Source organism: Candidatus Eisenbacteria bacterium, assembly GCA_030017955.1.
Lineage (GTDB): Bacteria > Eisenbacteria > RBG-16-71-46 > JASEGR01 > JASEGR01 > JASEGR01.
The window spans coordinates 21,067-40,411 of record JASEGR010000003.1 but is presented as its reverse complement, the minus strand read 5'-3'; the positions used below and the strand labels follow the sequence as shown (position 1 = coordinate 40,411).

The following is a 19,345-nucleotide window of genomic DNA, read 5'->3' as shown; positions in this document are numbered from 1 at the left end:
CTCTTTCAAGTTCAACGATTCCATGGAGCCCGGTCAAGAATCTCTGAGATCGGAGCACCGGTTCTTGATCCTGTCAGAACCCATTCGACGTAAACAGAGACGGGGATCTCAAACTGGCTTTCTTCAGACGGAGGTCGCGCAAGATGGAGAAACAGCAGCCGATTCCGCAGCCGCAGATAAGCGTGGAGCTTGGCGAGAAAGAGGCCGAAGGCATCTATTCCAACATTGCCTTCATAGCGCACTCGCCTTCCGAATTCATAATCGATTTTGCGAGATTCATGCCCGGCGTTCCGAAGAGCAGGGTTTACGCCAGAATCGTGATGACCCCCCAGCATGCGAAATCCCTTCTCAATGCCCTGGACACGAACATAAAGAAGTTTGAGGAACAGTACGGGCCGATAAAGATTTTCCCAGGCGAACCCTCGAAGAAGGACATCGGATTCTGAAAACTAAGAACCCTCTCGGCTACTTCTCTTTCGTCCTCCATTCACACATTCCGTATGTTATGTCGCACGGCAGGTGGCCTCACGGCACTGACTGGCTGAATGAGGCATCCGCCGAATCTTACATTCCTCTTCTCAATGTCTTGACCTCGATTCTCGAGAGGGGCGGGAATCCCTCCTGCGCAGTCGGCTTGACACCAGTCCTTTGCGAGCAGCTCTCAAGTCAGGCCTTCAAAGAGGAGTTCACGGCATATCTCGAAAACAGACTGGAGGCAGTGAGAAATGACAGGAAGGACTTTTCTGGTTCGGGGAAGACAGAGTTCAACGCGCTCACGGCTTTTTGGGAGCGGTTCTACGAAAATGTCCTTAGGAGCTTCAGGGAACGTTATTCGGGAGACATAATCGGAGGTTTCCGCAGACTCCGCGATGAGGGAAGCGTCGAAATTCTTACTTCGGCGGCGACTCACGGCTATCTCCCTCTTCTCGGCACGGATGAGGCAGTCAAGGCGCAGATCCTCGTCGGAAAGAGTTCCTACATGAGACACTTCGGTGAGGAACCGAAAGGCATCTGGCTGCCAGAGTGTGCCTACAGGCCCCGCTACCACTGGACGTCCCCGGTTTCGGACAAACTTTCCTTTGAGAGAAGAGGTGTAGAAGAATTTCTGGGCGAGGCTCACATCAAGTTTTTCTTCGTTGATTCCCACATGTTGAAAGGCGGGAAGGCGATTGGAGTCTATCTTGACAGGTTCAAGGCGCTCAAGGAGATGTGGGAAAGATCTATTCTGGAGATGGTTGAGAAGCCTGTTCAGGAGAGGTCACATCTTGTCCCCTACCTTGTTTCTTCACCATCTGAACCTCACCTGAGAGAGCCAATCTCGTTTTTCACCAGGGACCCCAGAACGGCAGTGCAGGTGTGGAGCGGCGAGCGCGGCTACCCGGGAGACGGCAACTATCTTGAGTTTCACAAGAAGCATTTTCCGGGAGGAATCCGGTACTGGAGGGTGACTGCCTCAAAGAGTGACCTTGCGAGAAAGGAAACCTACGTGCCGGAGAATGCATTCGGAAGAATCCCTGAGAATGCTATGCACTTCGTTTCGCTTGTGAAAGAAGCTCTGATCGGACACCACAAGAGATTCGGAACGCCAGGAATGCTCTGTGCTCCCTATGACACCGAACTTCTTGGCCATTGGTGGTTCGAAGGAGTTCAGTGGTTTGAGACTGTGCTGAGAATAATCGATGAGGATGACATGATCGAGGCGCTCAGCCCTCGCAGGTATCTGGAGAAATTTCCTCCCCGGACCGTTGTCTCTCTCCCGGAAGGATCGTGGGGCGAAGGCGGGTTTCATTATGTCTGGCTGAACAGTTGGACAGAATGGACATGGAAGCTTATACATGAGGCGGAACTATCGATGAATTCAATCTCGGCGGAAGCCAGGCAGGCGGATCGAAGCGAGTTCTACAGGGTTCTCAAACAGGCAATAAGAGAACTTCTTCTCCTGGAATCATCCGACTGGCAGTTTCTTATCTCGACCTGGAGTGCAAGAGACTACGCCGAAGGAAGAGTTGAGAGGCACTACGAAGACTTCACAAGTCTAATAAGACTTCTGGAGAAACTGAAACACGGGGAGAGGCTCTCCGTGGAAGAAATCACTTTCCTGTCATCCGTCGAAGAAAGAGACAACCTCTTTCCTGATATTGACCCTCTTCAATACTCCCGGGCTCCTTAAGTTCTCGCGTGGGCCGGCTTCACGCCCAGAAGCGTTTCAACAGTCTCGATGAGTTCCTCCATCTTGAACGGCTTGTAGAGGTACCCGTCGGCCTTTGCCCAGGTGGATATGAACTCTTCCCTTTCGCTGGAATCCAGTTTCCTGGCGGTGAGGATGACGATTTTCATGTCGCGGCGGATACTGCCTTTTTCAATCTCCTCCTTGAGAATCCTCGAGATCTCATAACCATTTTGACCCGGAAGCATCACATCGAGGACTATCAGATCCGGCGATTCCCTTCTGGCAATGTCGAGAGTCTCTGCTCCGTTTCTTGCAAGCAGCACATCGAACCCGTTCAGCTCAAAAACGTGCCTCAGTGTTGTTAGAACGTCCTCCTCGTCGTCCACCACAAGTATTCTGCCTCTCTTCATCTTCTCACCCCCTGACCGGTGGCGGTACCTTCTTCCGCCTTATTTATTCATCGGCATGATGTGCCAAAGAGTTAACTCTGTTAGCGGCAATCGAATCTGAAACTTTGGGTCTTATTTGGGTGAGGTTTTCCAGCGTCTGTGCAGCCAGTACCAGTGGTCGGGATACTGCCTCACATATTTCTCAATGACGGAGGTGTAAAGCTGAGTGTACCGTTCGATGTCGCGTTGCTCGTCGCCGCTCGGTTCCGGATAGACGGGCTTCTCCAGGATCACCGTGTGCTTTCCACGCTCCCCCCGCACTATGGAGCACACTATTATTGGAGAACCGGTCCTCAGGGAGAAGGCCGCGGGACCGAAAGGAGTTGAAGCTTTTCTTCCAAAGAAGTCGACGAAGACCCCCTTCCTTCCTGCGTCCTGGTCCGAAAGCAGCGCAACAAATTCATTCGATCTGAGAGTCTTGAGAACCTTTCTCATGCTGATTCCCATCGGAATTATCTTGATGCCGCACGCTTCCCTGTATCTGTTCATCATATTGTCAACTGCCCTGTTACTCTGTTCGCCTACAAGAAAACTCACAGGAAATCCGTAGGCAAAAAACGACGCGCCCATTAACTCCCAGCTCCCGAAATGCCCTGCCACAAAGAGCCCGCCCTTGCCCGCGGCCATGGCATCCCTCAGATGCTCAAGGCCCTCAATCCGGACAAGCTTTCTGATAGTCTCGGGTTTCGTGACCGGGAATCTTCCGAATTCTATGAAAGTCTGGCCGATATTCTCGTAGCACCGCTTCGCAATCCCCACTATCTCCTCGCGGGTTTTCTCTTTTCCGAAGGCCGCTTCAAGATTCGCAATGGTGACACGCTGCCTGGCACGGACGAGGTTGAAGGCAGTTTTCCCTATGAGGCGTCCTGCAAAGAGAGAAGCCCGCAACGGCAGGATGCAGCCCAGTTTCACAACGGAAAGGACCAGGAGGTATTCGATGAAATGCGACACCCGTCTCATCACCAGATGAACCTTCCCAGAAAGCTCTTCTTCAGTTTGACGGCATTCTCCGGACAGATTTCATGGCAGCACATGCAGTCAATGCACTTGTCGTAGTCAAACTTGAGCGATTTCTTCTTGACCCTTATGGCAGATACCGGGCAGTTGCTGACACAGATCTCGCACAGAGTGCATTTCTCCCTGTCTTCGACTGGCCTTATCCAGGCAAGTCCTCCCAGTGCACGAATTGCAAATGGAGCAAGATTGCGGTAAGTCCGGTTTGATGGAAGAGAAAAGCCGTCAATCATAAGATCACGAAACTGCGGACCGGCAATCCGGATTTTGTCAAGGTTCGCACTTCCCAGCCCCATTCTTTCGGCCATGTCGAGAATCTTCATCTCTTTTCTCGAAAGGCCAATCAATCGTGAGACAACGGCGTCGAGCGCAACCGCATCCTCGCTTGCCACGAGCATCCCGGTCTCTCTCAGTTTTCCTGATGCCGGCCCGTCGCCCTCCATCGCGACAACGGCGTCCATCACGGTCAGTGCGGGCCTAACAAGTGAGAACACGTCTGCAAGAACCTGGGAGAATTGCGTCACTGAAGGCTGAGATTTATGGAACCCGCTTTTCTGAAATCCCGGGAGAATGCCAAAAGTGTTCTTGAGAGCGCCTGTATAGAGCACAAGAGAGTGAGTCTTGAGCTTCGGAACATTGATTACAAGATCGACGTTTATGACCGGCTTCGCAACATAGTATTTGCTTCCGTTTACGGACATTTCCACAGTGCCGCTTGATTCAAAGTTCACCAGGTCGACCCTTTCCTCCCTTGAGACATCGAGCATCCCTGTCTCCCGCCACAACCGTTCTATCCCTTTTTCCGCCCCGGCCGGGCTGTCTCCTATCACCGGAACTCCGCCTTCCTCTTTGACCATCGCGCAGAGACACCGTACAATGACCGGATGTGTTGTAATGCCCCTGTCAGGGTTCCTCGCTGAGAGAAGGTTAGGCTTGACGAGCACTGTGTCACCGTGTCTCACGAATTTCTCCATGCCTCCAAATGGATGAAGGCAGTATCTTAGCGAATCGGATATTTCTTCTCTTGTGTAGCCCCTTGAGCGGGCAACTGCCACAACAGGCTCTTTCACTTTGTGCGTTGACCTCCATTACTTCCTAAAGGTAACCGGGCCGCGCGGAATCGGGGCCTTATTCTAAAGATATTTCCAGGAATTCTTTCAACAGCGTCGTCGAGCTCCAGCCTGACAAGCGCAGAGAGAATGACGTTGGCTGGTAAGGCCGTCTCCTCGACTATGGAATTTATGTCCATAGGTCCTGAATGAAGCGCATCGAATATCCTTTTGTCAACTCCATGAAGGTCGTGGCGCTTGCTTTCAGGTCTCCTCTCCGGGGGCGCAGAGGTCCCCGGAATCCTGCTAACGACGTCGGATGCCGAAAGAACTGGAATTGCGCCTCTCCTGAGAAGCGTGTTACTGCCGGCTGTTCCAGGGAAAGTCGGGTCTCCCGGAACCACAAAGATGCGTTTCCCCTGCGATTCCGCACTACGTGCGGTCGTAAGTGAACCGCTCCTCATACCGGCCTCGATAACGACAATCCCGAGGGTCAGCCCGCTGATGAGCCGGTTCCTCCTTGGAAAATTGTATCTCGTGGGCGGAGTGCCCGGAGAAAATTCGCTCAAGACGCATCCCTTCTCTGCAATCGATTCCATAAGGCCTCTATTCTCGACCGGATAAGGAACATCAATTCCCGTGCCGAGGACTGCTACTGCGTATCCTCCTCCCTCCAGGGTTCCCCTGTGCGCCTCAGAGTCTATCCCGCGGGCCAGACCGCTCACGACTCCGATCCCCGAAAGTGCAAGACTCCTCCCCAGCTCATAGGCCATACTTCTCCCGCTTGCTGACGGGTTTCTCCTCCCCACCAGCGAAATAAGCGGTTCGTCTTTGCCCGGAAGCCTCCCTCTGGCGTACAGAATAGGCGGCGGATTCGAAATCAAGCCGAGACTGGCCGGATAGTCAGGTTCAAGGATGGACGTGACTCTTACTGAACCCGCAGTCAATATCCGAAGAGCTCTTTCTACCCTGTCGTCCCCGAGGATACTCCCGCCTATCCAATCGAGATCCGGAAATAATCCCCGGCTCAAGACACCAGATCTCAGAATCTCCCTTGCGGAGCCGAAAGTTTTAAGCAATCTCACGAGCCCGGCTTCGCTCGTTCCCAGAAACATTGAAAGGGCAACCTTCGCCCTTAGTTCTTCATCGTCCATCTTGAACGTCATCCCCGCCCCGCACCCCGTGCTGAATCACATTCTGAAGAAGCCTGACCAAGCTCTACAAGAGAAGACGGCTATTGCGCCGGCTTGTCACTTCCGGGCCTCGAGATGATGTCTCGAACGTCGATTATTTCAGACTCTCTCTCTTGTTCAACGCCTGCCGTTCCGTCCTGGGCAGGGTTTCTCCCCTGCATCATTCCAACAACTTTCTCTGCAAACGGCGCATTCGCCTTCCTGAGACTCCCGAGGAAAGTTTCCCTCATCCCCGGCGGAATGGCGACTAATGATATTGCCAGGGACTCTCCCCCGTCCTGAGCTGCAAGTTCCAGAATGGCATCCAATGCCGAGTCTCTGACTGTCCGATTCCTGTCCGCAAAAAGCTCGACCAACCTTGCAGTACACTCGGGAGAGCCGGCCCTTCCAAGAATACGCGCCGCGCATGCCCTCGTGAACCAAAGACTGTTCTGGGCAAGCTTGAGAAGTTCAGGCACCACCGAAGCGCCCACCTCCATAAGAGCATCGGCAGCTTTTTCCCTGAGAAACCAACTTTCGTCACAGAGAAACTCAAGGAGAGTCTGAAGTGATTTCGGGCTCTTCTCCCTCTTGAGCTCGGCAATGGCCGAGAGCTGACCCTCAAGGTCTCTCATCTTCAGAGACCGCAGCGTGCTGCTGAGCGGAAGCCTTTCGTCTGCCAAGTTTTCCTCCTAGTCAGATTTCCCGGGCATATTCAAGTAGAGCGCCCAGTGCTGACACAAGCTCACCTATTCCCTGCCCTGTGAGGGCAGATATATTGTATATCTTTTCATCGTCAATCGTTACAGGTAATTTATCAAGCGATTCTTGAAGAAGATCGATCTTGTTTATGCAGATCGCCCTGGGTTTCTGAAGGAGCTTCTCTCCGTAGGAGCTCAGCTCTTCTTTCAAGATTTCATACTGGCGCGTCACGTCACCCGCGCCGCCATCAAGAAGAAAGAGCAAAACCCTTGTCCGCTCGATGTGTCTCAAAAAATCGAGGCCCATTCCTTTTCCGCGATGGGCGCCTTCTACGAGCCCCGGAATATCCGCCATAACGAAACCCCCGGAATTGCCGGCTCCGACAAATCCCAGATTCGGATGTGTAGTCGTGAACGGATAGTCGCCTATCTTGGGAGTCGCACGGGACACCCTTCTCAGGAGTGAAGATTTCCCTGCATTCGGAAGACCTACTATTCCCACATCCGCTATCAGCTTGAGCTCGAGTTTGAGATTCCTCTTCTCTCCATCGGTGCCATGCTCCCTCCGCGTGGGTGCGCGGTCGGTGGAAGTCCGATACGCTACGTTTCCCTTTCCGCCAGTCCCGCCCTTCGCAACCCGGAGCCTGTCGCCTTCCTTTACTATCTCGCCAAGGAATTCCTGCGTCACCACGTCCTCCACCACTGTGCCCAGGGGAATCCCAAGAACAAGTTCTTTTCCGGACGCTCCGGTCATATTTTTCCCCTTGCCGTGGCCGCCCCTCTCTGCCCGGAAGATTCTCCTCCATCTGAAATCCAGGAGAGTATGGATATTCCGTGCACCGGCAAGAATGACGTCTCCGCCATTCCCTCCCTTCCCACCGTCAGGTCCTCCCTTTTGGACAAACTTCTCTCTTCTGAAGCTTACGCAGCCGTCTCCTCCTCTCCCTGCCTCAACTTCAATTGTCACCCTGTCGATGAACATGGATCATGCAGTCTCCGGCGCATCACGATGACTATCAGACGTGGCAACCCCTGTCAAATCGGGTTGAGTCAAGGAGCTTTCCTGGATTGAGCATTCCCGCCGGGTCGAATGCGTCTTTCACTTTCCTGAAGGCCATCATACCATATTCCCCAACCTCGTCCTTGAGAAATTCCTTCTTCGTAAGACCTATGCCATGTTCCCCGGAGAGAGTCCCTCCAAGGGACAGCGTGGTGTCAAACAAAACCCGCACTGCCTCTTCTACACGCTTCATTTCATCAAGGTTTCTCCTGTCAGTCATTATATTAACGTGAATGTTCCCGTCTCCGGCGTGACCGAAAAGAAAGATCTTCAATCCATACTTCTTTATCATTTTATCGACTGCGCTGGCGAGCTCCGGAATTTTCGTTCTCGGCACACACACATCCTCGTTTATTTTGGTCGGGCCGATCCTCGCAAGTGAGGGAGAAATCGACTTCCTGAGTTTCCACAACTTATCCCTCTCTCCCTTTTCCTCTGCCCTCCTGACATACGTGGCCGAAGACCGGAGAATCTCTTCGACTGCAGAACTTCCACTTCTGACCTCATCTTCCGGGCCGTCAACCTCAACCAGCATCAAAGTCCCATCGCCGGATGCCAGACCTGTCCTTGCGAACTCCTCCACGCATCTTACGGTATTCCCGTCGATTATTTCGATGACCGATGGGATCACTTTCTGAGAAAGAAACACCGATACCGTTCCTCCTGCATGCGAGAAGTCCTTGAAATTTGCCAGAAAACACGTTGTCATCTCGGGGAGGCGCACCGTCCTGAGATCAAGCCGGGTAAGGACTCCCAGCGTGCCCTCGCTCCCCACAAGAATCGACAGCATATCTCCCAATCCCGGTAAGGGATTTCGCGCATCGACCTCCAGGACGTCACCCTCGATCGTGACGAACTCGAAGGCCTCGACGTAGCGTTTGGTCGCGCCGTACTTGAAGCACCTCGGGCCGCTTGCGTTGAGTGCAACATTTCCCCCGATGCTTGAGAAATCCATGCTCGACGGGTCTGGCGGGAAGAAATGTCCCCGCTCCATCAGCACTTTTTGCAGTTCTCCGTTTATCAGTCCAGGTCCGACGGTCACCTTGTTTTCCTCTGGACAAAGCGAGAGAATGCTGTTCATCCTTTCCATCGAGACCACAACGCCGCCCTCGATTGGCACGGAACCTCCGCTCATGCCGGTTCCGGCCCCTCTGGGAGTGACTGGGACTCTGTACTTCCGGCAAATCCTCAGAATTGCCTGTACATCTTCAGTTGTGGAAGGAAGTGCTACGAGGTCGGGCAGGCGGGACAGTGTCGTTGCATCAAACGAATAGCAGATCCTTTCCTCCCGAGACGAAAGAACGGCTGACGGCTCAAGGGCCGACCTCAGGCTATTCTCTACTTGTCTAATTTCTTTTTCTTTTCTGATTTCGTCTCCTTCAACGGTCCCTTTTCCTTTTCTTTCTCCTTGTGATATTTCTCGCTTCTATAGTCTGTCGAGTAGAATCCGCTGCCCTTGAATATAAACCCCGCTCCCGACCCAGGAAGCTTCTTCCCGATTCCCCTGCATTTTGGACATCGCTTTTCCTTCTCATCAAGCATGGACGTAAACAATTCAAACATGCGCCCGCACCGGGGGCATTCGTACTCATAGGTCGGCACTTCTGACTATCTCCTTCTGAAGAGCAGTTATTGCTATCACGTTGACTATTGCGTCGGAATCTGCACCGCGTGAAAGGTCATTCAGAGGCCTCTTGAGACCTTGAAGTATTGGGCCATAGGCCCTTGCACCTGCAAGTCTTTCCACAAGCTTATAAGCTATGTTTCCACTGTCAAGATCAGGGAAGACCAAGACGTTGGCATCGCCCTTCAGAACACTGCCGGGGGCCTTCGTCCTGCACACAGACGGGACGAGCGCAGCATCTGCCTGAAACTCGCCGTCTATGGCGAGGTCCGGATGACGGTCCCTTGCGATGGCTGTTGCTTCCCTCACCTTATCCGTTCGCGGATGAGACGCGCTGCCCTTTGTCGAAAAAGAAAGCATTGCAACCCTGGGCTCTTCACCAACTACTGCTCTGAAACTCAGGGCAGATGAGAAGGCTATGGTTGCAAGTCCCTCCGGAGTCGGCTCGGGAACAACGGCACAATCCGAAAACAGGAGCACCCTCTCCGGGTTTTGTCCTCCCTCAGGCAAGATCATTAACATGAAACTTGAAACTAGGCCGTTAGGTTCTTTAGTACCAATAAGTTTCAAACCTGCACGAATGACATCTGATGATTTTGTATTCACCCCTGCCACGACGCCGTCCACTTGGAACGTGTCCAAGAGGAGTGCAGAAACAAAAAGAGGATTCCTTGCGAGCTCGGGAACTTCTTTCTCCCAAATTCTCCCACGGGCGCCGTGGTCCAACATTAGCTTCAGGTATTTCTCGTACGATTCTTCCGAAGAAAGATCGATAATCTCAATAGACGCTGGGTCGATACCTGCCTGAGCCACTCTTCCTGCAATTTTCTTCCCGTCGCCAACTAGCACGATTTCAGCGAGGTCCCTCTCTCTGACTTCGCTGATGGCGCTGAGCGTCCTTTCGTCCTCCGACTCAGGAAGAGCAATCCTCGCGTGCTTCTCCCTGGCCCTCTTCCATATGTCGTGAATAAGCTTCAAACTCTAACCCAATCTTTCCTTCAATCTTGTTGCCACTGAAGGCGGGACGAGTTCACTGACGTTGCCGCCCATCCTCGCTATTTCCTTCACGACTGTCGAATTCAGGTACGAGTATTGCTCGCTCGGCATGAGGAAAACCGCCTCGATAGAGCCTGAAAGCTTTCTATTCATAAGCGCCATCTGGAACTCGTATTCAAAATCGGACACAGCCCTGAGACCGCGTATCACGATCTCAATCCCGGCCTTCCTTGCATAATCGACAAGCAGGCCTGAAAAGTGCGAGACCTCAACGTTTTTCATGCCCTTGGTTGCTTCCCTGATCATCTCGACCCTCTCTTCAACTGAGAACAGCAAATCCTTGTCAGGCTTGCTCGAAACGGCGACAATGATTCTGTCAAACATCTTGAGGCCCCTCTCAATCAGGTCAAGATGCCCCATTGTTACGGGGTCAAACGTTCCGGGAAAAATCGCAGATCTCATTTCCCCTCCTTGGCACTTGCTTCGTAGATAGAGAAAACCGAATCACCAAACCGTCTCCGCTTTGCAAGAAGAAGCTTGCCGGTTCGGTCCGGAAGATCCTCAAATCTTGAGTGCTCGAAAACGACTAGCGCGCCGGGACAAAGAATGTCTTGCTCCTCAAGGAGCTCAACGATCTCGCGGCCGCACTTCAGTGAATAGGGCGGATCTGCAAAGACAAGGTCGAACTCCCTACACGGTGCTTTCGACCTCAGGAAACTGCGGCAGTCTGACTTGATCACTTTGGCGACGTCCCGAATGCCAAGAGTCGAGAGATTCCGCTCCAGGAATTTCAATGCCGCCGGGGATGTCTCGAGGAAGACTGCTTCCCTTGCTCCTCTTGACATTGCCTCAATGCCGAGTGTCCCGACTCCGCAGAAGAGATCGAGGACTCTGCTTCCGGCAATCCGTGGCCCGATCACACTGAAGATTGATTCTCTGACCTTCCCGGAGGTGGGCCTCACGGCTCTGCCCTTGGGGGCCGCCAGCTCTCTCCCTTTGAGACTTCCCCCCGTGACCCTCACTCTTGCCCGCCCTCATTGAACATAGGTGCAGGACCATGAATTCTGGCCTTCCCGGACAGTTCTGCGGCGAGGGCGTGCTCGGCCGGGGCCACAGGGTTCAATCAACGAGGCATCCATCATGGATTCGATACTAATCTCAGGAGGGGTATTAAATCAATGAGAAGTTGGAAAGGGGGTGGCCCTTTGAGATAGCACGCCGTCCTCTGGGAGGCCCGGGGATGTCCTTGAACCGACTTCTGAAAATCTCTGGACTCCCTTCTTGGACGAGAGAACGACCCTGAAAGGGACGAATTTGCGCTGTCTGAGGGCGAAGCCCGAGTTCGCAAATTCGAGTGAGCGAGTCTAAGAAGGATCGACATTTTCGGCAGGAGGGAAAGGACATCCCCGGCAAGTCGGCATCCAACAAGCGCCGTCCAGTGTCACCTTATCCTTGCGATACTCTTTCTCTCCAGATAGCAATCCCCGCCAATAAGGGCTTTCTGGAAGCCGGAAGCCTGGCTGTCAAGGACTCTTTCGTCATACCAGATCGTCACACTGGTCCCGTTTCCCTTTCCGTGAATTGTCGCAACATCGCTGGAAGAGACAATGGAGCCGTAGATCTCGATATGACCTTGTTCCCCCCGGTATGTACCAGGCCAGAGGTCAACTGTGCCGGAGCCCTGCAGTGTGGATGTTCCGAAGGCAATGGCAGGGAAGGTTGGAGTTCCTATCTTTACGGTACCGCTTGTATTGATGATGTTAATGTCCCCGCCAACAAGGGCAAACCTGTTTCTCGGGGCGAATGTCACATCGGCCCCTGTGACCTGGATCACGGCCCCGCAGTCCCTTGTAGCCGTTCCCCCCTGTGAAGCGTATGCGACTATGCTGGATGAGGTCGTGGCTAATCCACCGCGAAGCCCTCCTGGATTCGTTATCACAAGCTCATCCTCCATTCTCTGATAACTGTCGAAGTAACTCGCGAAATCCACAGCAACGATTGACCCTGTCTCCGACGTTCCCCCTAGTGTTGAGTTGATCAGAGCAATATCGAGATAGAGCTTGTTCTCTCCCTTATCAGATGAAGGGCCTAGTGCATAGTAGTATTTCCCGCCCTCGGTCCACAGGGAACCTTCAGGGTGGTCAATTGTCGGAGGGGTGAGCATGTAAACGTCCTGCCCCGGGAAATTGCCTGGGTTTGTCAGCTCAAGATAGTCTATGTCCGGAAGCGATATATCATTCACCTGGGAACCGGATCTGACATATGGACCATAATCCGAAAGAAGAGACTGTGCGACTTGGTTTGAAGGTGTCTCTATGAAATATTGATTTGCTTTTGCCGCGGTTGTGTCAAAGACGAAGCGGTTGAAATTCTGCGTGTATCCTTTCGACGCAAACAGAGATCCCCTCGCTATTGTTCCAGCGCTGCCTTCACCTTCGAACTCCCCTGCCGAAAAGAGTGCGTGGCGAAAAGCCAGCGGAACAGGCGTGACCCTTGCCCGCACGGTCAACTCGGCGAGCGGATTTGCCTTTGTAGGAATGTATCCGTGCGAAGTGACAATCCTGTCGCTCCCATCAACGATAATCGGATCGACGTCGAATATTCCCCGCTGGAACGGCACGTCGTTGAAGTTCGGGTCTCCTTGATCTAAGTTGAGCCAGCTTGAATTTTGGGCTAGATTTGCCAGGGCTCTCTCAAGGCCGGCTTCGGCCACATACTGAACCTTCGTTTCGTTTGCCTGCTTCCTTGCATGCCTCATCGCATTTTGAGCAACGATGACGGCAGCGGCGGTGAAGAGAAAGAGGCAAACACCTACGAGCAGAACTGTCACGAGTGCAATGCCCTTCTCTCTGAGATTCATTGTTGTGCCTCCCTCTAAGAATTCACGGTATATCCGGGCCGCGAAAGGTGCCATTTCCATTGTTGGACCATATTTCAACAAACCCGAACCCTGCGAACAGGTTCACTCCGACAACTATATCTATGTTGCCTTGTCCTCCATCTTTCTTCATGTCCCCGCAATCGACGGTGCTGACGACTCCGAACATGGCTGTAGCGTACGCAGTCGGCTGAAGAAAGGAGCCGTTTCCATTCGACAGTCTCACCTCAAATTCGTTATTTGACGTTCCTGCAACCAGATCGAGCCACCCGTCTTTGTTTAGATCACACAGCTTGAGACAATAGACACTGCCGCCGGCCTGGAAGCGCCCCGTCCTTATGAAATCGCCTGCCTTCTTTTTTCCATTGTTCTTGAAAACTTGAATCACCCCGTTTTCCTCTCCCGCAACGATGTCGATATAGCCATCCTTTTCAATATCTCCCACATCAAGGCTGAGAATCTTGCTTCCTTCACCGAAGACATCGTTGGGCCTTGAGCTGGACTGTTTGCCGAAATCCGCACCCGGGTTGGCAAACCAGAGCTCGAGACTTGTCCCTGCTCCTATGAAAATGTCCACATCCCCGGAAGCATCCTCTCTTGCATCTCCTGTCTTGACCGCATAGGGGATGCCACTCAAGAATCTCCCGCCTTTCGGAAAAGTATTGTTGTAGAAAAGCGAATTCCTGCCCCCGCTGCCGTCGTTGAGCCAGATTTCAAATTGTCCTGCATCTGTGCCCACGACGCAGTCAATAGAGTTGTCCGGCGTTCCCGCTTGATAGTAGAGTTTCCCTGTTGCAAGAGACACCGTCTTTCCTCCAAAAGACCTTTCGTAGATGGTGGAAGATGTCAGGGTGCCCCTGGGGTCACCGTTGAAGATCTCCTGCATCTTCTGGTAGCTGTTGGAACCTGTAGCGACTACCACGTCAAACCTGTCATCTCTCATCTTCTCGACTGCCATCCCCAACGGGGCATCGAGAGCGTCGAAATAGACGGCACCGAACTCCCTCATATGCCCGTTTTCTGCTCCCGAATTGGTGAAGACCACAATCTCAGAGGCGGGATAAGGTCTTCCGACGAAAATATCCAGGTCTTGGTCTACGTCTTCCTGAATGTCGGCAAGCTTCACGTGCAGCACCCTTTCGCTGACCGGCAGCACATGATACCAGTAGTTGAGCACATCGACGGTCCCGCTTAGCCCCTCTGCCTGGCAGAGTATCGTTGCCACGCCGGGTCTGGTAGCGCTAGTGTAGGTGGCAACATAGCTGGTATCAGATGATTGATAGCTCACCGAAGACAGGGCGTCATCTCCGACCCTCTGTGTGAAACTCATTCTGACGTTCACGCCAGCAAGTCTATTGCCATTTGCATCCTTCACAAAAGCCTTGATTATAGATGTGGAGCTCCCATCCGCGAATATCCTGTCAGGATCGGCCGTAAGCCCGATGCTTGCGGCAGGCAGAACAAGCACGACCGATGTGGTGTCTGCAAGTTCTGATGTCGATGCCTCTATGAGTGCGGTGCCAATGCTGGCCGAGGACATGAATGTGGCCTCGTATTCACCGGTTCCAGCGTCTGCAACATTTCCCAGATTTCCTGGTCCGGAAAGCACCGTCATCGAAACCGTAAGGCCGCTTATGCCGACTCCCGCCTGATCGGTGACCAGCGCGGTGAGCTCTGATGTGCTCAACCCGTCGGCAATGATTGTCTCAGGGCTGGCAGAGAAAAGAATCGAGGCTGGAACCATGCCGCCTTCTCCCCCCGGCTCAGATGGTGGAGCAGTTCCCCTAAGTCCACGCGCAAGAATTGGAAGGTTCGGAGGAGCGACGGATGTAACGACCGTGGTCTTGAAGTAGTTCCCAGCCGACTTGGGAGCCTGTTTTCCGCTCTCGCACAGGATCGAAACCGAAACAAGCCTGATGTCTACGACGTCCGATATTCCGTTTGCATTCTTGTCGGCGAGAAACGGATCAGCTCTCACAGCCGGGGGTTCCACCGAATGGTCCAGAAGAGATACTCTTGCATTGTCGAAGAAGTCAAACTGCAAGCTGACAATTCCCTCCGTAACTCTTCTTCCAGGCGATTCGCCGTCAATCGAGCGGTACAGATATCTGTCTCTTGGGTTTATTGTCCGGGAAAGCTCCTGGGTAGTGCCGAGATAGTATTTGACTCTTTCGGATGTTCCATCGGCATCAATGTCTCCCAGGAACTCTATCTCCTCCGTTGTCGCTTGGGCAAACGCCGTGTCGCCGACACCAAGAGTGTAGCCGGCCGGTCTGAGGTCATTCACGATCCACTGAGACGCCATGTTCGCCAGCTGCTCAACCTCCTGCAGGCTCTGTCCCGATATCGAAGACTCAACCGATTTTATCAAGACCCTGTAGACAGAAAGAAGCAGAAGGGCAAGGAGCGCCATGACGACGAGAAGCTCGGCCACTGTGACTCCGGCTTTCCCGAGACGCAATCTGTTTCTACTGTGCAACATAGTTCCTGAACTCCAAAGTGCGTTCCTTCGAGCCCAGATTCCAGCTCACGGTGACTACTATCTCGTTCATCCTCGGCACCGGCGAATTCTGGGTAACATTCCAGCTTCTCCGGTATTTCCCCCTAACTTCATCGGATCCAGAAATGAGAAAGCCGCTCCCGTACCCGTACGACTTGAGCTCCTCCATCTTTCCCTGGGCGAGCGCGGCGGCCTCATTTCGCAACTTTCCCTCGACCACGAGCTTAAGTGCGAGAGGGAATGACTGGGCGAGCCCGGCAAAAAAGAGAGCCATTAGGAGGAACGAGACACAAATCTCAACGAGGGTGAAACCTCTCTTTTCAGAGAGGAGATTCAAACCTGGTGTTCTTCTCAAGGTATTCGCCACCTCCTCCAAGTGAGAGAGTCGCATATTGCATACCAGCCGCCGTCCGCGGCAGCCTCAAGGCATGCAGAGTCGCAGAAGATCCGGTGAGAGAACGGTGAAAAGCAGTCAGTTGATTAGCGCGCCAGAATCATGCCCAGAAAGCCCAACCAGCGCGCATCCCTGCCGAATCCGGAGATTTCCTCCGGAGAACTACGCAAACGCCTGGCCGCCGGATCTGATTGACGGGATCTGACGGTGCGGCTTTCGTTGCAATATGCTAGACGCGCGTTGCTTTCTGCAAGGGCGTTTTCCCATCCGTATCCCCCGGCCCGAGCAAGCGCATTCCGTTCAACGTGACGAGGAGGGAGCTGCCGACGTCACCCAGTACGGCAACCCAGAGTGTGAGGAACCCCGGAAAAGCCATGAGGAGAAAGAGGAGTTTAATCGTAATTGAGAAGACCACATTCTGGAGCACAACTCGCTTCGTCTTCTTACTGAGCGAGAAAGCGTAGGGAATCTTCATGAGGTCGTCAGTTGCCAGTACGATATCGGCAGTCTCGAGTGCAACATCCGTTCCTGCTCCCCCCATGGCAATTCCCACATTTGCCGCCGCGAGCCCGGGAGCATCGTTTATACCGTCTCCGACCATAACCACCGGTCCTATTTCCTTCCTGAGTCTTTCGATTATCTCGACCTTATCCTCGGGCTTGAGATTCCCGACACTCTCGCTGACTCCGATCTCGGAACCGGCCGAGGCGGTATTCTCGGCGGTGTCGCCGGAGAGCAAAACTGTCCTTGCTGCGTTCATTGCGCTCAGGGCACCCACTGCGGTTTTCGCCTCCTCCCTTGGCCTGTCACTCAGGAAAAAGACTGCAACCAGTTTTCCGCTGCTCCCGAGGAAAACGAGATTTTCTTTTCTCTCAGTCCCGGAAAGATGAAAGGGGCTTGCGTCAAAACATATCCCTGCAGAATCAAGAAGCTCTTCCTTCCCGAGATAGAATCTTTCGCCGTCAATCGTTGCAGAGACCCCTCTTCCCGGGTAGGAAACCGGATCGAAAGTCTTTCTGAATTCTATCTTCCTGTGTCTTGCCTCATGCAGTATGGCCTTTGCGACCGTATGTGTTGATTCCTTCTCCAAAGATGCGGCCAGTGCGAGCGCATCATCCTCGCTTCGCCCAAACGCATCTAACGAGCAAAAAGCGGAAGTCCCCCTGGTAATTGTTCCGGTCTTGTCAAAAGCAAACACCTTTGCTCTGCCGAGTTCTTCCAGGAACACTCCGCCTTTTATGAGTATCCCGTTCCTTGACGCATTTCCGATTGCCGCAAGAACGGCAACCGGGATGGAAATGACGAGCGCGCAGGGACAGGAGATAACAAGAATTGTGAGCGCCCGGTAGAGCCATTCTCTTACTTCGCCTCCCATCGCCAATACAGGTACGGCGAAAACGAGCAAGGACACAAGAACAACAGAGGGCGTGTAGTATCTCGAAAAGGATTCGATGAAACTCTGAGACGGCGCCTTTCTCAGCTGCGCCTCTTCAACGAGGGTTACTATTCTTGCAACCCTGCTGTCCTTGGACTTCTTGCGGACAATTATCCTGATAGGATTTCCTTCATTTATCGTTCCAGCGTAAACTTCGTCCCCGGCGCGCTTCTCCCTGGGTGTGGCTTCCCCCGTGATTGTTGACTCGTTTATGTATGAACTGCCCGAAGCAATCTCTCCATCGGCTGGAATCTTGTCTCCTGGCCTTACCAGCGCCGTGTCACCAGGCAGCAGGTCTCTGACAGGCTTCCTTACCAACGCTCCGTCGATTTCAACCATTGCTTCGTCGGGTGAAGCTTCGACCAGTGACTTGATAGCATGTCTTGTCTTCTCCATCGTGTAGAACTGGAGTCTGTTTCCCAGACTGAAGAGAAAAAGCACCGTTGCCCCTTCGGGCCACTCCCCTATTGCCCCTGCTCCCACCGCAGAAATTGACATGAGTAGGCTGACATCCGGAGAACGCGACAAAAGCGAGTAGAATGCTTTTCGCACGGTTGGAAGTCCTGAAATCAGAACGGAAACAAGAAACAGAGAGCCGGAAAGCCACAAATTCCCCATGTGATGGGAAATGAAGCCGAGAAGGAGGAACATTCCAGAGATTGAGATCGGAACCCATCTCCTGTGTCCGGGCTGCACTTCCTTCTTTTTGTCTCTCAGGCCATACCCGAGTCTCCTCACGCGGGAGACAATTTCTTCTTCTCTCGTTTTCTCCCTGTCATATTCAACCTCAAGGATGGAAAGAGGGAGAGAAACTCCCACCCAAAATACCCCATCCACGAGAGAAACATTCTTCTCAATCTTCGACGCACAATCAGGACAATCGAGACCGGTGACGGCCCATCTCTTGTGAGCGAATCTCGTGGATATTGTGACGCCCGCTTCCCGTGCGAGAGAGTCAAGGGTGTCCATTGTGACTGCCTGCGGGTCGTAAGTGACGGCGACCGTCCGGCTCGACGGGTCAATTTTCGCAAGACTCACTCCCCTGATTCGAGCCAGCAGGCCCTTAAGTCTTTCCACACATCTGTCACAATCACTGTCAGAATCGAGGAGTACCGAAAGCTTAAGAATGCGTTTCTTCAATGGCGAGTTCCCTAAAGATCTGGCCGGCACACACTAGCCGACAAGGAAAACGAGGACTCCGAGTCCGATCATCATGCCTCCGATGAGAAGCCCCTCGTGTTTTTCCAAGGATGTCAACTTAAAACGTTCCATGCCGCTCATGGCCGCACTCACAAAGAGAAACATTCCAAAGAGTGTTCCAAGCGCAAGCACGGTGGACGCAAGGAAGAAAGCAGGCCAGCCAAATTTGCTTACAACCAGGTAGATTGGAAGCATTCCCTCACACGGGGAAAGGCTCAAGACAAGGAGAAGGGAAAGAATTGATGCATACTCTGAGACCGCGTGACTGTGGCCGTGGCTTCTCCCGTGCCTGATTCGGGATGTGATGAAGTAGACTGTTCCGAAGAGAATGAGGATTGTCCCGGCCAGAATCTGTGCGGCAGTCCCGAATCTGTCGAAGAGGTTCATTCCGGTGACTGCCACCAGGGCGCCAAGAACTGCCGTAGTGAGGACATGCCCGCCGCCGGCTATTAGCGTGACCAGAAGAGTCTTTGCTTTGCTCCATCTCCGTGTCCTTCCCACAAGAACAAACGGAAGCCAGTGGCTCGGAATCGCAGCGTGAACGAACGAGATGAGAAGTGAGGCGCCAAGAAGACCAGGCAGTATCGATCTCAAATGATTAATGTCACCTCATGGCGAAGAATTTCCCTGAATCAAGAACCATTTCAAGTCTGCTGAATGCGGTTAGACCTTAAGGTGAGCTTGAACTTTTGTCAAGTTGCGG

At 53.1% G+C, this 19,345-nt stretch carries 18 protein-coding genes; 2 read left to right on the top strand and 16 right to left on the bottom strand.

The window, feature by feature from the left end:
- Nucleotides 1-143: 143 nt before the first annotated feature.
- The gene (locus QME66_00870) at nucleotides 144-446 is read left to right on the top strand and encodes a DUF3467 domain-containing protein (protein MDI6807522.1); all 303 of its coding nucleotides are present in this window, start codon (nucleotides 144-146) and stop codon (nucleotides 444-446) included.
- Complete coding sequence (locus QME66_00865; protein MDI6807521.1) at nucleotides 443-2,170, top strand: DUF1957 domain-containing protein; 1,728 nt, start codon at nucleotides 443-445, stop codon at nucleotides 2,168-2,170. The genes QME66_00870 and QME66_00865 overlap by 4 nt, the downstream gene beginning before the upstream one ends.
- On the opposite strand, the gene QME66_00860 is transcribed toward QME66_00865, so the two are convergent.
- The 16 genes from QME66_00860 to QME66_00785 all read right to left on the bottom strand — a co-directional run bounded on the left by QME66_00860 (nucleotide 2,167) and on the right by QME66_00785 (nucleotide 19,236).
- Nucleotides 2,167-2,580: a response regulator gene (locus QME66_00860; GenBank protein MDI6807520.1), complete on the bottom strand. Its 414-nt coding sequence runs from the start codon at nucleotides 2,578-2,580 to the stop codon at nucleotides 2,167-2,169. The two genes, QME66_00865 and QME66_00860, sit on opposite strands and share 4 nt — an antisense overlap.
- 111 nt (nucleotides 2,581-2,691) lie before the next feature.
- On the bottom strand, nucleotides 2,692-3,579 hold the full coding sequence (locus QME66_00855; protein MDI6807519.1) for a lysophospholipid acyltransferase family protein: 888 nt from the start codon (nucleotides 3,577-3,579) through the stop codon (nucleotides 2,692-2,694).
- On the bottom strand, nucleotides 3,579-4,703 hold the full coding sequence (locus QME66_00850) for a DUF362 domain-containing protein (GenBank protein MDI6807518.1): 1,125 nt from the start codon (nucleotides 4,701-4,703) through the stop codon (nucleotides 3,579-3,581). Before QME66_00850 ends, QME66_00855 begins: the two co-directional genes overlap by 1 nt.
- The gene (gene dprA / locus QME66_00845) at nucleotides 4,700-5,848 is read right to left on the bottom strand and encodes a DNA-processing protein DprA (GenBank protein ID MDI6807517.1); all 1,149 of its coding nucleotides are present in this window, start codon (nucleotides 5,846-5,848) and stop codon (nucleotides 4,700-4,702) included. Before dprA ends, QME66_00850 begins: the two co-directional genes overlap by 4 nt.
- Before the next feature lie 68 nt (nucleotides 5,849-5,916).
- The gene (locus QME66_00840) at nucleotides 5,917-6,537 is read right to left on the bottom strand and encodes a HEAT repeat domain-containing protein (protein MDI6807516.1); all 621 of its coding nucleotides are present in this window, start codon (nucleotides 6,535-6,537) and stop codon (nucleotides 5,917-5,919) included.
- 13 nt (nucleotides 6,538-6,550) lie between these two features.
- Complete coding sequence (gene obgE / locus QME66_00835) at nucleotides 6,551-7,537, bottom strand: GTPase ObgE (GenBank protein MDI6807515.1); 987 nt, start codon at nucleotides 7,535-7,537, stop codon at nucleotides 6,551-6,553.
- Between the two features lie 34 nt (nucleotides 7,538-7,571).
- Nucleotides 7,572-8,858: an FAD-linked oxidase C-terminal domain-containing protein gene (locus tag QME66_00830; protein ID MDI6807514.1), complete on the bottom strand. Its 1,287-nt coding sequence runs from the start codon at nucleotides 8,856-8,858 to the stop codon at nucleotides 7,572-7,574.
- A gap of 95 nt (nucleotides 8,859-8,953) precedes the next feature.
- Complete coding sequence (locus tag QME66_00825; GenBank protein ID MDI6807513.1) at nucleotides 8,954-9,217, bottom strand: zinc ribbon domain-containing protein; 264 nt, start codon at nucleotides 9,215-9,217, stop codon at nucleotides 8,954-8,956.
- Complete coding sequence (gene pta / locus QME66_00820) at nucleotides 9,204-10,217, bottom strand: phosphate acetyltransferase (GenBank protein ID MDI6807512.1); 1,014 nt, start codon at nucleotides 10,215-10,217, stop codon at nucleotides 9,204-9,206. The genes QME66_00825 and pta overlap by 14 nt, the downstream gene beginning before the upstream one ends.
- Before the next feature lie 3 nt (nucleotides 10,218-10,220).
- Nucleotides 10,221-10,697 (bottom strand): pantetheine-phosphate adenylyltransferase, encoded by a 477-nt coding sequence (gene coaD, locus QME66_00815; GenBank protein MDI6807511.1) that lies wholly within the window; start codon nucleotides 10,695-10,697, stop codon nucleotides 10,221-10,223.
- Nucleotides 10,694-11,257: a 16S rRNA (guanine(966)-N(2))-methyltransferase RsmD gene (rsmD, locus tag QME66_00810; protein ID MDI6807510.1), complete on the bottom strand. Its 564-nt coding sequence runs from the start codon at nucleotides 11,255-11,257 to the stop codon at nucleotides 10,694-10,696. Before rsmD ends, coaD begins: the two co-directional genes overlap by 4 nt.
- 419 nt (nucleotides 11,258-11,676) lie before the next feature.
- Nucleotides 11,677-13,095 carry a hypothetical protein gene (locus QME66_00805; GenBank protein MDI6807509.1) on the bottom strand — a complete coding sequence of 473 codons (1,419 nt, stop codon included), beginning with the start codon at nucleotides 13,093-13,095 and terminating at the stop codon, nucleotides 11,677-11,679.
- Nucleotides 13,096-13,117: 22 nt separating this feature from the next.
- Nucleotides 13,118-15,595 carry an invasin domain 3-containing protein gene (locus QME66_00800; protein ID MDI6807508.1) on the bottom strand — a complete coding sequence of 826 codons (2,478 nt, stop codon included), beginning with the start codon at nucleotides 15,593-15,595 and terminating at the stop codon, nucleotides 13,118-13,120.
- Complete coding sequence (locus QME66_00795; GenBank protein MDI6807507.1) at nucleotides 15,582-15,968, bottom strand: type II secretion system protein; 387 nt, start codon at nucleotides 15,966-15,968, stop codon at nucleotides 15,582-15,584. Before QME66_00795 ends, QME66_00800 begins: the two co-directional genes overlap by 14 nt.
- A gap of 268 nt (nucleotides 15,969-16,236) precedes the next feature.
- Nucleotides 16,237-18,582, bottom strand: a complete 2,346-nt coding sequence (locus tag QME66_00790) for a heavy metal translocating P-type ATPase (GenBank protein ID MDI6807506.1) — start codon at nucleotides 18,580-18,582, stop codon at nucleotides 16,237-16,239.
- A 33-nt stretch (nucleotides 18,583-18,615) separates the two neighbouring features.
- The gene (locus QME66_00785; GenBank protein ID MDI6807505.1) at nucleotides 18,616-19,236 is read right to left on the bottom strand and encodes a hypothetical protein; all 621 of its coding nucleotides are present in this window, start codon (nucleotides 19,234-19,236) and stop codon (nucleotides 18,616-18,618) included.
- Nucleotides 19,237-19,345: the final 109 nt, after the last annotated feature.